Here is a 14,875-nt window from a genome sequence, read left to right on the forward strand (position 1 = left end):
CAGTGATACCCGTCAAGCGCCGTCACTGGGCACGGCGAACCCTGTGGACGGCCCTTGACCGGCATAGGTTGGCCACGAGCGGCCGGATCCCGGTATCCACGGGGGAAACACCGGGGTCCGCCGCCGCTCACATGCGGGCGGCCGCGCTGCGGATGGCCTCGCGGATGCGGAAGTAGGTTCCGCAGCGGCAGATGTTGGCGAGGGCGTCGATGTCCTCGTCCGTCGGGTCGGGCGTGCGCTGGAGCAGGGCCACGGCGGCCATGATCTGGCCGGGCTGGCAGAACCCGCACTGGGCGACGTCCTGTTCGAGCCACGCCTCCTGCACGGGGTGCAGGTCCTCCCCGTCGGCCAGCCCCTCGATGGTGGTCACCTTCTTTCCCGCACAGGCGGAGACGGGCACCACGCACGGCCGGACCTCGGTGCCGTCGAGATGGCTGGTGCAGGCCTTGCAGACGTCGACGCCGCAGCCGTACTTGGGGCCGGTGACGCCCAGCATGTCGCGCAGGACCCAGAGCAGGGGCAGGTCGTCGGGCGCGTCCACGGTGACGCTCCGCCCGTTGACGGTGAAGGTGTGGGAGGGCACGGCGAACTCCTGGCTGCGTGCTATCGCGGGTAGGGGGTGAAGTCGACGTCGAAGTCGAGGGGGAAGCTGCGCGGCTTGGAACCGGTGGCCCGGGCCCAGGCGTTGGCGATCGCACCGACGGCCGCGGGGACCCCGAGCTCGCCCGCGCCGCCCGGCTCCTCGCCGGTGGCGGGCAGCACGTGGACCCGTACGTCACGCGGGGTGTCACGCTGCCGGGCCCAGTGGAACTGGCTGTAACTGCCCTCCAGCGGGAGCCCCTTGTCCAGGTGCAGCCCGGCGCGCAGCGTGGTGGAGATGGCGTCGGTGAGGCCGCCGATCATCTGCGCCTCCAGCCCGCGCGGGTTGACGGGCAGGCCCACGTCCACGGCGATGACGGCCTTGGTCACGCGCACGTGCTCCGGGTCGCGGGTGTCGATCTCGACGAGGCACGCGGTGCGGGACTTGTACTCCTCGTGGAAGGCGATGCCCTGCGCGCAGCCCGCCGGCATCGCCCGCCCCCACTCCCCTTCCGCCGCGGCCTTGTCGAGCACGGCCCGCTGGGCGGCCGTCTTCAGGAAGGTGCGGCGGAACCGGTACGGGTCCCGGCCGGTCGCCGCGGCCAGTTCGTCGACCACGATCTCCTCGGCCCCGCGGGTGTTGGCGGAGTACACCGAGCGCCAGGAGCCGGTGGGGATGCCGGTCGGCACCTCGGTGAGGGCCTGGGTGGTGAGCCCGAAGTGGTAGGGGGACTTCACGGTGGTCAGGAACAGGGTCTGGGCCAGGGTCGCGTTGCCGATGCCGAGCGGCAGGCTCGCGGCGGTGGCGGTGATGATCTCGCCGAGCCCGTGGCGGAAGTCGGTCTCGGCGGCGGCGACGCGGTGCTCGAAGCTGAGGACCTCGCCCAGCAGGTGGGTGGCCCGGATCTTGTGGTGGGTGGCGGGGCGCATCCGGCCGTGCCGGGTGTCGTCCACGCGGGTCCACATCAGCCTGACCGGGCGGCGGCAGGCCTTGGAGACCCGGGCCGCCTCCAGGGCCGCGTCGAAGAAGAGCCGCCGCCCGAAGGAGCCGCCGGCCTGGACGACGTGCACCGTGACCTTGTCCAGGGGCAGGCCGAGCTCGGCGGCGATGGTCTGGCGGGCCACGATGGGGGACTTGAGCCCCGACCAGATCTCGGCGCGGTCCTCCCGAACGTCGGCGACGGCGGAGTTGGTCTCCATCGGGGCGTGGCTGACGAAGGCGAAGTCGAACTCGGCGTCCACGTACGGGGTCAGCAGCGGCGGCACCAGCAGCGGCGGGGTGGCGGCGCGCAGCTTCGTACGGATCTGCGCGTCGGACAGCGCGTCGGCGGGGCCGGGGCCCCAGGTGACCTGGAGGGCGGCCTTGGCGTCGAGGGCCTGCCCGAAGGTCTCGGCGACGACCGCGACCCCGGTCGGGACGGTCACCACGTGCAGCACGCCGGGCATGGCCTGGACGGCGGCGAGGTTGGCGACGCCGCGGACGGTGCCGCCGAGGGTGGGCGGGCGGCGCACCACGCAGGGCTTCGCACCCGGCACGTCGAGGTCGAGGGTGTACTGCTGGGCCCCGGTGACCATGGCGCGGGCGTCGACGCGGCCCGTCGGCTTGCCCACCAGGGTGTGCTGCGCCGCCTTCTTGGGGGTGGCCCCGACGACGGCCAGCCCCGGGTCGGCGGCGGCCGCGGCGAGGGAGCCGTAGTCGGCGGTGCGGCCGTCGGGGGCGCGGACGGCTCCGTTCGCGGTGGTCAGGGTGGCCGCGGACATGCCCCAGCGGCGGGCGGCGGCCGCCACGAGCCGGGCCCGGGCGGTGGCGGCGCACTGGCGGACCGGCCCGTACAGGGAGCGGATGGAGTTGGAGGAGCCGGTCAGCTGGTTGAAGAGCAGTTCGGGCCGGGCGTCGTCCAGTTCGACGCGTACGGCGGCCAGCGGTGCGTCCAACTCCTCGGCGACGAGCATGGCCACGGCGGTGGTGAGGCCCTGGCCGACCTCCTCGCGCGGCAGCCGGAAGCGGATGGTCCCGTCCGCCTCGACGGCGAGCGCCAGCAGGGCCGAGGTGGGCGCGCCGGCCAGGATGAACAGATCGCCGAGGTCGATCACGTCGGCGATGGCGGGCAGGCTCGGCACCACGGCGCGGGCGGGCTGCGGGGCCAGCGCATCGGCTCCGGCGCGGGTGACGAGGGCGAGCGTCGGCGCAGCGACGAGATGGGTGAGGAAGGAGCGGCGGCTCTTCCCCGCCGGGTGGTTCTGCCCGGTCATGTGTCGTCCCCACCCTGCGCGGGCCCGCCCACGCGGACCACCCCCGGCTCATTACCGACACGTAGGGTAGCGATCAAGGGGTGTGGTGGGAAGCCTGGGGACGGACCGCGGCCCGGGCGGCTACGGCGGAGGGGGTCATTCGTTCGGGGGTACGGCGCTGCGGGTGTCGCTCTCGACCCGAACGGAGGTGCACGCCTCGTACGTCTCGGCCGTACGATCGATCCACCGCGTGCCAAGGGCCTGTTTCCGGCCGCCGGTTCCGGCTCGGTTCCGGCTCGTCAGACCCCTCTGAAATGGGGCTGGGGAGGCGGGCGCCGCGGAGCCGATCATGATGGCCCGACCTTGGCTGACCGGATTCGTTCGTACGGGAAAGACGCGCCGGAAGGCCTGCGGCATATGCCATGAGCAAGACCGTTACGGATGTTGCCAAACGCCTTACACGCCGTCGCCGCCTGTGCAACAGTCGTAACCGGTCCTTCCTTCAGACTTGGCCGTGCCGCGCCTGTATCGGAGTTCTCATGCCGTCCCACCTGTTCGCGGACCGTCCCGCGCAGCCGCCCGAGCCGGGGTCGGTGGACGCACTGATCTCGCAGACCCGGCGCCTCCGGGGTGAGGTGGACGCGGTACGCCGCGACACCGTCGTGGACGACGACGACGCCCAGGGCCGCTGGCAGCGCGCACTGTGCGATCTCGCCGTGCACCACCTCGACGACCTCCGCGAGCACCTGGGTCAGCTCAAAGAGGGCCTGCCCCCCGCGCCCGAGACCATCCTTCTCCCGCAGGCGGCGCCCGAAGCCGGGCCCGAGGCACAGACCCGGGTCGGCAGCGCCGAGTGGAACCTGCTGACCGACGAGGTCAGTTGGTCCGACGAGCTGTTCCAGATCTTCGGCCGGTCCCCCGAGGCGGGCGCGCTCCCGCTCGACGAACTGGGCTCCACCCTGTTCTCCGAGGACCAGCCGCTGCTCACCGCCTGGGTCACGGCCTGCCTGGTGGACGGCAAGGCGATCGACGGCGAGTTCCGCATCGTCCGGGCCGACGGGCGGGTCCGGACCTTGCACATGAGGGGCGAGCCGGTCCTCGACTCCGACGGCTGCACGGCCTCCATGTGGGCCGTGCTGCGGGACGTGAGTGAACTGCGCCGGAGCCAGCGGGCGGTGCGCGAGTCCCGTGACTCGCTGCAGCGCCAGCGGGAGATCGCGCAGACCGAGCACCGGCTGGCGGTCGAGCTGCAGGAAGCCGTGCTCCCCCCGTGGCGCGGCTCCCTGCGGTTCCCGCACAGCAGCACGGGCACGCTGGACGTGGCCGCGCACTACCTGCCGTCGGCGACCAGCGCCCTGATCGGCGGCGACTGGTACGACGCCCTCGAACTCCCCGACGGGCGCTCCCTGCTGACGGTCGGCGACCTGACCGGGCACGGAGTCACCGCCACCTCCGGCATGGCGATGATGCTCGGCGCCCTGCGCGGCATGGCCATGGCCGGCATCGAGCCGGGCCCGCTGATGGGCTGGCTGAACCAGCTCCTGGAGACCTCCGTGCAGCCGGCCCTCGGCTCGGCCGTGTGCTGCCGCTACGATCCCGCGCGCCGCGTGCTGTCCTGGGCGCAGGCCGGACACCCGGCCCCGCTGCTGTTCCGCCGCGGCTCCGGCCGCTCGCTGCTGCCGCCGGAGGGCGTCCTGCTGGGCGCGACCTCCGGAGCCTCGTACGGTCAGGCCGAGGAACGCCTCGAGGTGGGCGACGTACTCGTCCTGCACACGGACGGGCTGACGCCGCGCAGCATCGAGTTCAGCCGGGCCGACGGGACGGAGCGGCTGCTGGCGCTCGCACCGCGGTTCTCGGCGGCGCGGTCGGCGCAGGACTGCGTGCGCATGGTGATCGAGGAGTTCGGCGAGAGCGAGCGCGAGGACGACGCGTGCGTGCTGGTGGCTCGGGTCGGTTCGTAGGCGTCACGAGCTTTCGCAAGACATCGGGCAAGACGTCAGGAGTGTGGGGGCCGCGCCACAGGGCGCGGCCTTTCTCGTCTCCGTACGCCTTCCCGCACTACACGACCGAACCGCGCGGGGTGCGCGGCGCCGGGCTGTCGGGGAGGGCCAGTTCGATCTCCTCGCGCAGGTCCTCGATGCGCGCGTACCCGGCGTACTGGCCGGTGAGCCGGTACATCTCGCGCAGCCGGTCCCAGGTCCGGTGCGAGGAGGTCTCGTTCATCGACACCAGGGCGAGCCGGGCGTATCGGTCGGCCTGTTCGGGATCGTCGGCGATGAAGCAGGCCGAGGCCAACGAGATGTAGTCGAAGATCTGCGAGCGCTGGTAGCCGTCGCCGCGCAGCCGCAGGGCCGCCTTGGCGTGGTGGGCGGCGACGGGCGCCGCGGTGGCGTCGTGGTCGGCGAGGGTGCGGTACGCCAGGGCCTGCATGCCGTGCAGGTCCGCCTCGTCGAAGTGCTGCATCCAACTCGGCGGCGGTACGTCGCCCTTGTCGGAGACGAACAGCTCCTCCGCCTCGCCCAGGGTGCGGCGCATGGCCTGGCCCTTGCCCATGGCGGCCTGCGCCCAGGCCTCGATGGTGTGCAGCATGGCGCGCGTGCGGGGCAGGGTCTGCTCGCCGGAGCCGGACTGGGCCAGCTTCATCAGGTCGAGGGCCTCGTTCGGCTTGCCGAGGTGAACCATCTGGCGGGCGGCCCGGGAGAGCGCCTCGCCGGCGCGCGGCCGGTCGCCGCCCTCGCGCGCCGCGTGCGCGGCGATGACGAAGTACTTCTGCGCCGTGGGTTCGAGGCCCACGTCGTGGGACATCCAGCCCGCGAGCACGGCGAGGTTGGCCGCCACTCCCCACAGCCGCCGCTGCAGGTGGTCGGGGTGGTGGTAGGCGAGCATCCCGCCCACCTCGTTGAGCTGGCCGACGACCGCCTTGCGCTGGAGCCCGCCTCCTCTGGAGGCGTCCCAGGCACGGAACACCTCGACGGAGCGTTCCAGCGCCTCGATCTCCTGGGAGCCGATCGGGGCGGCCTCGTAGCGGTCGTATCCCGCTGGGTCGGCCTGGAAGGACTCCCCGAAGCGCTGCGCCTCCTTGGCGAGCGCGGGGTCGGTGTGGAGCCAGTCGTGCATGGCGTTGCTGAGGGCGGAGCCGGCGGTGAGCACGGCGCCCGCGCCCATCAGACCGCGACGGTTGAGCATGAGGTCCATTCCCGTGAATTCGGTGAGGACCGCGGCTGTGCGTTCGGGCGCCCAGGGCATTCCGTCGGGGTTCTCCTGAGCCCCGCCCGGCTGCCGTCTGCTGGTGCGCCGCTGCCGTACGAACCCGAGGTCCTCGATGGTCACGACACGACCGAGCCGCTCGGTGAACAGTGCTGCCAGTACCGTGGGCACCGGTTCGCGCGGGGTTTCCCCCATGTCGATCCATCGCCGCACCCGCGAGGTGTCGGTGGCCAGCTGGGGATGCCCCATGGCCGCCGCCTGCCTGTTGACCATCCTCGCCAGTTCGCCCTTGGACCAGCCGGCCAGGCCGAACAGGTCGTTCAAGCGGGTGTTTGGACCCTTGCTCACGTCAAGCCCCCAGGTTCTCGGCTGAGTTGACAGTAACCCGCCGTCAGATGCCCAGCGACTATTCGCCAGGCTTCGCCAGGGCACGCCTGATGGTCCGCCACCCGCGGCCGGGTGTCAGGTAGGAATGCGCCTCCCCGACCCGGTCACCGGCGGAACTCCCCAGGGTGATGCACGGGATCCGGCGGGGCGGCGTATGCAACTCGTCGGCGCACGAAGGGATCCGTAACGCCATGTACGCAGCAACGTCCTCCGTGTCCGCCCCGGTCCGGCCGCACCGCACGCTTCCCGCGGGCGGCGGCCCCTACCTCGAACCCGGCCGCCCCGCGGCTCCGGCGCAGGGCGCCGTTCGGGCGCGGCGGATGCCGGGGACCGGATCGCAGCCGCTCAGCGGAAGAATCGACCTCTCGGGGCCGCAGGGGGCGCAACTGCGCACCGCGCTCGCCTCGGTGCAGCGGATCTGTCCCGAGTTCGCGCCCGTCCAGGTGCTGCGGCGCAGCGGCCGGTCGGTCCTCCTCGTGGGCACCACCGGGCGGATGACCGCCGTCGCCAAGGTTTTACTGGACCACTCGCCCGAATGGCGTGAGCGGTACCGGCACGAAATAGCGTCATACCGGGCGTTCGTCCGGCACCGCCCGCCGGTCCGGGTGCCGCGGCTGATCGCCGCCGACCCGGAGAACTGCGTACTGGTCGTCGAGCGGATGGCGGGCCGGGTCGCGGCGCTGCAGCGGCATCCGGTGGACGCGCCGCCGCGGGTCGACGTACGGGCGGCCCTGGGCGCGGTGTGCCGGGTCAACCAGTGGCGTCCGCCGGGCGAGCTGTTCGGCACCCCGCTGAACTACGCGCGCCGGATCGCCCGGGACTACGAGCTGGGCCTGCTGACCGACCGGGATCTCGGTGACCTGCAGAAGCTGCTGCACGGCGTGAAGCTGTCGGGCACCCCGCTGCAGTTCAACCACGGTGACGCCCTGCTGTCGAACCTGCTGCTGTCCCCGGCCGGGCCGGTGCTGCTCGACTGGGAGCACGCGGGCTGGTACCTGCCGGGCTACGACCTGGCCACCCTGTGGACGGTGCTGGGCGACGCCCCGGCCGCGCGCAGCCAGATCAGCCGGCTCGCCCAGTCGGCCGGCCCGGCGGTGCGGGACGCCTTCCTGGTCAACCTGATGCTGGTGCTGACCCGGGAGATCCGGATGTCCGAGACGGCCGTACAGCGCTCGATGCTGGCGACCGCCCCGGCCCAGCCCCTGCCGGCGGGCGCCCTGTCCTCCGGCGAGGAGCAGCGGCTGCTGCTGCGCCGCCTGCACGACGACGCCGGGATGGCGCGCAGAGCGGTCCGCGCGGCGGTCGGCACCCGCTGACCTCACCGGCCCCCGCCCCCACGGTTGCCGAGCCCCGGGTTCCCACCCGGGGCTCGGCGGCGTGCGCGTACGGGCGGACGCGGTGTGCCCGGCTCGGACGGACCCTCAGACGAACCCCTCGGCGACCAGCTCGGTCGACCGGGCGGTGATGCGGTGGCGTCGGCCCGAGCCGCCGACGACGCGGCTCCAGCTCTCGGTGACGAGGCTGTCGCCGTCCAGCTCGTAGCGGAAACCGCCGTACATGCCCGGGACCGGAAAGTACATCCGCGGCTCGGTGAGTTCGGTCAGCACGGCCAGCGCCGGCAGCTTCAGGCGGTGCTGGTCGGCGAGACCGTGGCTGTCCGCCCGGATCAGCGCGTGCAGCCGGTCTTGCAGCGCGTCCAGTGCCGGGGCCGGCAAGGGGTGGCGCACCACGGGCTGGAGCAGGCCCGACATCCCCTTGTGGCCACGGGCCAGGGCGATGTCGGCGGCCCGCTCCCCGGTCGCGGTCGGCAGGGTGCGCCAGGCCCCGCCGCCGACGAGCGCGGCCGCGGCGTCCTGTGCACCGTGCCAGGCCGCCTGGTGCAGCAGGGCAAAGCCGCTGGGACCGCCCATGCGGGTCGCGTTGACCCAGTCGGGGTTCTCCGCGAGCTGATCGAACACCCGCGGCCAGTCGCCGTCGCGGGCCGCGTCCGCCAGCAGGTCCCGTCGGGCCACGATGTCCGCGTGGTAAACGTCGCGGGTGGTGACGCCGTCCCACCGCGTGTGCTCTGTCTTCGCCATGCCCCGATCCTAAGGAAGCCCGACGGCCCGGCCGGGCGGTGGGAGGCCCGTATGCCTTGACATCACATGATCCCCCGAACACCTTCCGTACCTGATGCGGCATCAGAACGCTTCGGTTGACACCGCGTTCCCTCCTCACACCGCCTGGAGACGCCCATGAAGTCCTCCTTCCCCTCCCGCCGCAGCGTCGTGGCCGGGACCGGCGCCGGGGTGCTCGCCGCCACCGTGCTGCCGGCCGCCGCGGCGCGGGCCGACGGCGTCCAGGCCGGGCCGTCGCTCGGCGAGTACGACGTGGTCGTGGTCGGGTCCGGGGCCGCCGGGATGACCGCCGCGCTCACCGCCGCCAAGCGGGGGCTGAGCGTGCTGGTGGTCGAGAAGGCACCCACCTTCGGCGGGTCCGCAGCCCGCTCCGGGGCCGGGATCTGGCTGCCCAACAACTCGGTGATCCTGGGCGCCGGAGTGCCGGACACCCCGCAGAAGGCGGCGACGTACCTGGCGGCCGTCGTCGGACCCGAGGTGCCGGCCGACCGGCAGGCCGCCTTCCTCGCCAACGGTCCGCGGATGCTGGACTTCGTGATGGCCAACAGCCCGCTCAGGTTCCGCTTCATGGAGGGGTACAGCGACTACTACCCCAACCTGCCGGGCGGACTGCCGAACGGCCGGTCCATCGAGCCGGACCAGATCGACGGGAACATCCTGGGCGCGGAACTGGCCCGCCTGAACCCGGCGTACATGGCGGTGCCGGCCGGCATGGTGGTGTTCAGCCAGGACTACAAGTGGCTGGGCCTGGCGGCCGTGAACGCCAAGGGCCTCGCCGTGTCCACGGAGTGCCTGGCGCGCGGCACGAAGGCGGCGCTGCTCGGGCAGAAGCCGCTGACGATGGGCCAGGCCCTGGCTGCCGGGCTGCGCGCCGGGCTCCAGCAGGCGGGGGTGCCGGTCTGGCTGGACAGCCCGCTGGTGGACCTGGTCCAGGAGGGCGGTGCGGTGACCGGGGTGGTGGTGGAGAAGGAGGGCGTACGGGGCACCGTACGGGCCCGGCGCGGGGTGGTCGTCGGGTCGGGCGGCTTCGAGCACAACGCGCAGATGCGGGCGCAGTACCAGCAGCAGCCGATCGGCACCCAGTGGTCGGTGGGCGCGAAGGAGAACACGGGCGACGGGATCCGGGCGGGCCAGCGCGCGGGGGCGGCGCTGGCGCTGATGGACGACGCGTGGTGGGGCCCGTCGATCCCGCTGCCAGCAGAGCCCTACTTCTGCCTCGCCGAGCGGACCCTGCCGGGCGGGCTGATCGTGAACGGGAACGGCGCCCGCTTCGTCAACGAGGCGGCGCCGTACAGCGATGTGGTGCACGTGATGTACGAGAAGGACCGGGCGGCGGTCGGCTCGCACATCCCGGCGTGGCTGATCGTGGATCAGCACTACCGCAACAAGTACCTGTTCAAGGACATCCTGCCGACGATCGTGTTCCCGGACTCGTGGTACGAGGCGGGGGCGGCGAAGAAGGCGTGGACCTGGGACGCTCTGGCCGGCCAGATCGGGGTTCCGGCGGCGGCGCTGCGGGCGACGCTGAGCCGGTTCAACGCGCAGGCGTGGAACGGGACGGACTCCGACTTCCACCGGGGGGACACCGCGTACGACCACTACTACACGGACCCGGGAGTGACCCCGAACTCGTGCCTGGCGCCGATCTGGGTGCCGCCGTTCTACGCGTTCAAGATCGTGCCGGGTGATCTCGGCACGAAGGGCGGCATCGTCACGGACGCGCGGGCGCGTGCGCTGCGGGCGGACGGTTCGGTGATCCGGGGCCTGTACGCGGCGGGCAACGCGAGCGCGGCGGTGATGGGCCGCAGCTACGCGGGGGCCGGGTCGACGATCGGACCCGCGATGACGTTCGGCTACGTGGCGGCGAACGACATCGCGGACGCGTGATCGACAGGTACTACAGGTACGACAGGTACGACGAGAGGCGCTAGCCCTGCTGGAAGAGCTCCGCGGGGAGCGGCTTCAGGAGGGCGTAGAGGTCATCGGTGATCGGGCGGTCCCAGCTGGCGATGGTGACCAGCACGTTGTCGCTGCGGTCGAACTGGACGCAGGAGACGCGGGACTCCGACAGCTTGATCTTCCGGACGATGAGGAGGTTGTCGCCCTGCATGACGGGGCAGTCCTCGATGCCGGTGACCTCGACGTCCTCGTCGTTCTCCAGGGCTTCGAGCAGCTGGGCGACCTCGAAGGGGACCTGGCCGTCGTTGAGGTCCCGGGCGGGGGAACCCTCGGGCAGGTTGCCGATGATCATCGCGGGGCCGCGTCCGCCGAACAGGTCGTAGCGGAGGAAGACACCCTGGCAGCTGCCGTCGGGCGCGGGCAGCAGCCCGGCCCCGAGATTGCCCGGCCAGTCCCCCGGGTCCATGGCCAGGACGTCGAAGTCCGGGCCGGCGGGTGTGGCGGCGCGGTGGCGGCGGAGGAAGGACATGCCGCCATGGTACGTGGCCGGGCGAAGTTTTCCGGCCCGGGGCCCCTCATCCGGCCCCTGTCCCCGCCCCCCGTCCCGCCCCCGTCCCCTCCCCTGCCCGGCCTCCGTCCCCGTGCGTCGCCCGGCCCCCGCCCGGCCGCCGCCGGCTCGGGCCCGTCAGTCCGGCGGGACCAGGGTGAACCAGTGCGGGAGGAGGGTCGCGTCGCCCGTGACGCGCAGGGCGTCGGGTGGCAGGCGGCGCCAGAGGAAGAGGGCGAGGTCGGAGGCGGAGCCCGCGGCTTCGACGTCCGCCGGGCCCGGGGAGCCGGGTTCCAGGAGGACCCCGTCCGCCGAGAAGGCGACCGTCCAGGCCCCCTGGCCGTCGGTGCGCCGGAAGCGGAACCGCTCCCCCGCGCCCGGTGGGACCGGCTGCCGGGCGCGCCGGGCCGGGACCATCACCTCGAAGGTCTGGGTCACGGCGTCCGCCGCGAGGGCCGGGGCGAGAGGGCCCGGGGCGCCGGTGGCGGACTGCGCGTCCCACCGGTGGACCGCCAGCTCGATCGTCTGCATCCGCAGCCAGAAGCCCGCGGTCCGCTCCGGCGCCCAGGTCCATACCGGCAGGTCCGGCCCGAGATCTCCGAACAGCTCGGCCAGCTGCCGGGCGCCCTCCGCGAACCACGCCGTCAGCGCGTCCGGCACCGGCTCCCGGTTCGGCGCCCGCTCGGGCCGCGGCCAGGCGGCCAGTACGGCCGGATCGGCGGGGAGCCCGTACAGGGAGAGGTCGCCCGCGTCCGGCGCCCGGGGCAGGCGCTCCCGCAGGATGTGGGCGACGTAGCGCTGCACTGCGCCGAGGTGCGCGATGAGGTCGGAGAGCGACCAGCCGGGGCACGAGGGGACCAGTGGCGCGGGCCGGCCGGGGTGCAGGGCGCGGCGGACGGCCTGCTCGAAGGCCGACGCCTCGGCGCGGAAGTGGGCGATCCGCTCGGTGTGCTCCATGGGAACACCCTTCCCCGGCCCGGGTGGGGTGTACGCCGTGCACTGATCCGAACGACAGGCCCTACGGTCCGTAGCCGTCGAGGGCCGCCCGAAGACCCGGGAGGTCGGTGCCGAGCGTGCGGCAGGCCGCCGACAGCGCCCAGTCGGGCTCCCGGTCTCCGGCGGCCGGCCCGCCACCGCGGGCGGCCACCCGCGCCGTCCGGAGCTCCTCCTCCGTGAGCACGTCCGCCCTGGAGGACCGGCACGGCAGGGCGCCGCCGAGGTTCAGCAGGGCCTTGGCGGCCCGTGCCTCGAGGCCGTCGGCGCCGCATTCCCGGGCCGTCAGCACGGCGCGGCCGAGCAGTTCGGGGTCGCCGAGCTCGGCTCCCAGGGCGGCCAGCGCGCGGGCCAGTTCGTATCCCGCCGGGGAGACGGCCAGCAGGGCCACCGCCTCCCGCAGCAGCTCCGCCCGGTCCTCGGGCGCCGCGACCTCGGCCGCCACGCGCAGGGCTTGGCCGATGCCCGAGGGGGCGCCGAAGGCGCGGGCCCGCCGGACCGCGTCGGCGGCCAGTGCGCGGGCCCGGTGCGGATCGTCCCCGGCCACGGCCCGGGCCAGGTGCAGCTGCCACGGGCACCACGCCGGGTTCTGGATGCCGCGCGGGGTCAACCGGCGGTCCACCTCCTCCAGTTCCGCGGCCGCGGCTTTCGTGTCGCCCCTGGCCAGCAGCAGTTCCGCGTACACGGTCTGGGAGTCGGGGAAGACCACCGCCGCCGGGAAGGGCTTCCCGAACTCGTGCTCCAGGCCCAGCTCCCAGGCCTCGTCGGTCCGTCCGCGCGCGAGCAGTGTCGTGATGAGGATGGCGATGTTGTACCAGTGCACGGGCGTGCCGCGGCCCACGCGCTCGGCGAGCCGCAGCCCGGCACGCGCCAGTTCCCCGGCCTCGGCGAGCCGCCCGCGCCGGAAGCGGATGTAGGCGCGCAGGCCGTACGCGAAGGACAGGTGCGCCCCGTGCCAGCCCTGCCGCTCGAACTCGGCGGTGCCCGCTTCGAACAGCTCCTCCGCCCGCCAGGGCCGGTCGGCGTACATGTGGGCCATGGCCACGAGCACGGGGACTTCGAAGCCGCGGTCCTCGTGGGCCCAGCTGAAGCCCTGCTCCAGCACCCGTCCGGCATGGTGCAGGACCACGTCCACGGGCTCCCCGCGCAGGCAGGCGTCCCAGGCGCGCAGCCCGATGACGTACCGCTCCGTGAGGTCGCGCCCGGTCAGCCGGTCGGCGAGCCTCGCCAGCCGCCGGGATCGGGCCGGGGAGTCGGGCTCGGCGGCGTTGAAGGCGTCCCACATGAACTGCTCGGACTGCAGGCGCAGCCGGGCACGGACGTCCTGGGTGTACGGGATCTCCCGGGCGAGTGCGCGTGAGGCGTCGGCGAGGCGGTCGCTGTGCGCCAGCACCTGGGCGAGCCGGATGACGATGCCCTGGCGCAGCGCGGGGTCGTCGACGGGCTCGGCGAGCGCGGCGCGGAGGTGGTTGACGGTGTTGGCGGGCTCGGTGAGCAGGGAGGCGCAGCCGAGTTCGTAGAGGACGGCCGCGCGTTCGCCGAAGTCCGGGGGTTCGCGCAGGGCGCGGGCGAGCTGGCGGCGGGCTGCCTCGGGGGCGCCGGCCCGGAGGTTCTCGGCCGCGGCCTCGCGCAGGGTGCGTACCACCCACGGGTCGTTCTCGGGGTGGGTCTCCAGCAGGTGGCGGGCTGCGGCGGAGGGGCCGAGTCCGGCGTCGACGACGGCGGTGGCGGCCTTGCCGTGGAGGGCGACGCGCAGGGCGTCGGGGATGGCGCGGTAGATGGCGGTGGCGATGAGCGGGTGGACGAACTCCAGCCCGGCGTCCGGGTCGTCCGTGGTCGCGGCCGCCAGGATGCGGGCGTCCCGCAGTCGCGCGGTGGCGTCCACGGCCTCCTCGGTGCCGAGGGCGGCGACCCGGGCGGCGAGCTCCCGGGGGATGTCGGTGCCGAGGACGGCGCAGGCCCACGCGAAGCGGACGGTGGACGGTCCGAGGCGTTCGAGGCGGGCGACGAGCCCGCTGCCGCGCTGGGCGGCGGCGAGGTCGCGCAGCAGCGGTGCGTTGGCCTCGACCGGGGGCAGGCCCTTGTCCCGGACCTTGGCGGTGAGTTCGACGGCCTCGAAGGGGTTTCCGGTGGTGACGGCCCACGCCTCGTGGCAGAAGGCGTCGTCGGCGTGGTCGCCGACCGCCTCGCGGACCAGGGCGGCGACGGCGGGCGCGGTGAGCGGCGCGAGGTGCAGCGGGCGCTGTCCCGCCCGGCCCGGCAGGGTGCGGAAGGCGTCGGCGTGGGCGGGCAGTTCGTCGGGGCGGTAGGCGACGACGAGGAGCAGCGGGAGGTGCTCGGCGCGCGGGGCGAAGGCGGCGAGCCAGCCGAGGGATTCCGGGTCGGCCCAGTGGGCGTCGTCGAGGACGACGGTGACGGGTGCGCGCTGGACGACGAGGTGGGTGAGGACCCAGTCCAGTCCGTCGCGCAGGCCCTGGGGGTCGGGCGGGGCGCCCTGTTCGGGCGCGCAGAGTCCGAGGGCGGGGCCGACGATGGAGTACCAGCTGCCGAGCGCGGCGCGCAGTTCCCGTGCGGAGGTGCCGGCCAGGTGGGGCTGGATGAGCTGGCGGGCGACGTGGAAGGGCTGGCTCTGCTCCTGTTCGCCGCCGCGGGCGGAGAGGACGGTGCAGGAGCGGGCGTGGGCGCGGCGGCGCAGTTCGGCGAGGAGGGTGGTCTTGCCGAGGCCGGCGGCTCCGGAGAAGGCGAGCAGGGCGCCGCCGTTGGCCGGGGAGGGGCCGGCGAGCTGCTCCAGGGCCTCTTCGACGAGGGAGAGCTCGGCCTCGCGTTCGATCACGGTGCGCCGTCTGTGGTTCGGACGGGTCGGACGGTCCGTCATGGCTGGTACCCCCCACGCCTGTTCTGGAGATCAGCGTAC

The 14,875-nt window shown here is 73.8% G+C and carries 10 protein-coding genes; 3 read left to right on the top strand and 7 right to left on the bottom strand.

Annotated elements, in window-relative coordinates:
* Positions 1 to 127: 127 nt before the first annotated feature.
* Both ACIPUC_RS09545 and ACIPUC_RS09550 read right to left on the bottom strand, forming a co-directional pair.
* Positions 128 to 583 carry a (2Fe-2S)-binding protein gene (locus tag ACIPUC_RS09545; RefSeq protein WP_446588079.1) on the bottom strand — a complete coding sequence of 152 codons (456 nt, stop codon included), beginning with the start codon at positions 581 to 583 and terminating at the stop codon, positions 128 to 130.
* Positions 584 to 603: 20 nt separating this feature from the next.
* Positions 604 to 2,832 (bottom strand): molybdopterin cofactor-binding domain-containing protein, encoded by a 2,229-nt coding sequence (locus ACIPUC_RS09550; protein WP_446588081.1) that lies wholly within the window; start codon positions 2,830 to 2,832, stop codon positions 604 to 606.
* Between the two features lie 518 nt (positions 2,833 to 3,350).
* Here ACIPUC_RS09550 and ACIPUC_RS09555 point away from each other — a divergent pair.
* Positions 3,351 to 4,772 (top strand): PP2C family protein-serine/threonine phosphatase, encoded by a 1,422-nt coding sequence (locus ACIPUC_RS09555; protein ID WP_446588083.1) that lies wholly within the window; start codon positions 3,351 to 3,353, stop codon positions 4,770 to 4,772.
* Positions 4,773 to 4,869: 97 nt separating this feature from the next.
* Here the strand turns inward: ACIPUC_RS09555 and ACIPUC_RS09560 are convergent, their stop codons facing one another.
* Positions 4,870 to 6,366, bottom strand: a complete 1,497-nt coding sequence (locus ACIPUC_RS09560; RefSeq protein ID WP_446588085.1) for a DNA-binding protein NsdB — start codon at positions 6,364 to 6,366, stop codon at positions 4,870 to 4,872.
* A gap of 230 nt (positions 6,367 to 6,596) precedes the next feature.
* On the opposite strand from ACIPUC_RS09560, the gene ACIPUC_RS09565 reads away from it, so the two are divergent.
* Positions 6,597 to 7,721, top strand: coding sequence for an aminoglycoside phosphotransferase family protein (locus ACIPUC_RS09565; RefSeq protein ID WP_446588087.1), 1,125 nt, complete (start codon positions 6,597 to 6,599; stop codon positions 7,719 to 7,721).
* A gap of 105 nt (positions 7,722 to 7,826) precedes the next feature.
* Here the strand turns inward: ACIPUC_RS09565 and ACIPUC_RS09570 are convergent, their stop codons facing one another.
* Positions 7,827 to 8,483 (bottom strand): ankyrin repeat domain-containing protein, encoded by a 657-nt coding sequence (locus ACIPUC_RS09570; RefSeq protein WP_446588089.1) that lies wholly within the window; start codon positions 8,481 to 8,483, stop codon positions 7,827 to 7,829.
* A 156-nt stretch (positions 8,484 to 8,639) separates the two neighbouring features.
* Here ACIPUC_RS09570 and kstD point away from each other — a divergent pair, with 156 nt between their 5' ends.
* Positions 8,640 to 10,409, top strand: coding sequence for a 3-oxosteroid 1-dehydrogenase (gene kstD, locus ACIPUC_RS09575; RefSeq protein WP_446588091.1), 1,770 nt, complete (start codon positions 8,640 to 8,642; stop codon positions 10,407 to 10,409).
* 40 nt (positions 10,410 to 10,449) lie between these two features.
* On the opposite strand, the gene ACIPUC_RS09580 is transcribed toward kstD, so the two are convergent.
* From ACIPUC_RS09580 to ACIPUC_RS09590, 3 genes are all read right to left on the bottom strand, one after another.
* Positions 10,450 to 10,950 carry a hypothetical protein gene (locus ACIPUC_RS09580; protein ID WP_446588093.1) on the bottom strand — a complete coding sequence of 167 codons (501 nt, stop codon included), beginning with the start codon at positions 10,948 to 10,950 and terminating at the stop codon, positions 10,450 to 10,452.
* Between the two features lie 156 nt (positions 10,951 to 11,106).
* A complete protein-coding gene (locus tag ACIPUC_RS09585; RefSeq protein WP_446588095.1) occupies positions 11,107 to 11,925 on the bottom strand; it encodes a maleylpyruvate isomerase family mycothiol-dependent enzyme in 819 nt (272 codons plus the stop codon).
* Between the two features lie 61 nt (positions 11,926 to 11,986).
* Entirely contained in the window at positions 11,987 to 14,836 is a 2,850-nt protein-coding gene (locus ACIPUC_RS09590; RefSeq protein WP_446588097.1) for an ATP-binding protein, read from the bottom strand.
* Positions 14,837 to 14,875: the final 39 nt, after the last annotated feature.

This window comes from Streptomyces sp. LARHCF249 (genome assembly GCF_052871255.1).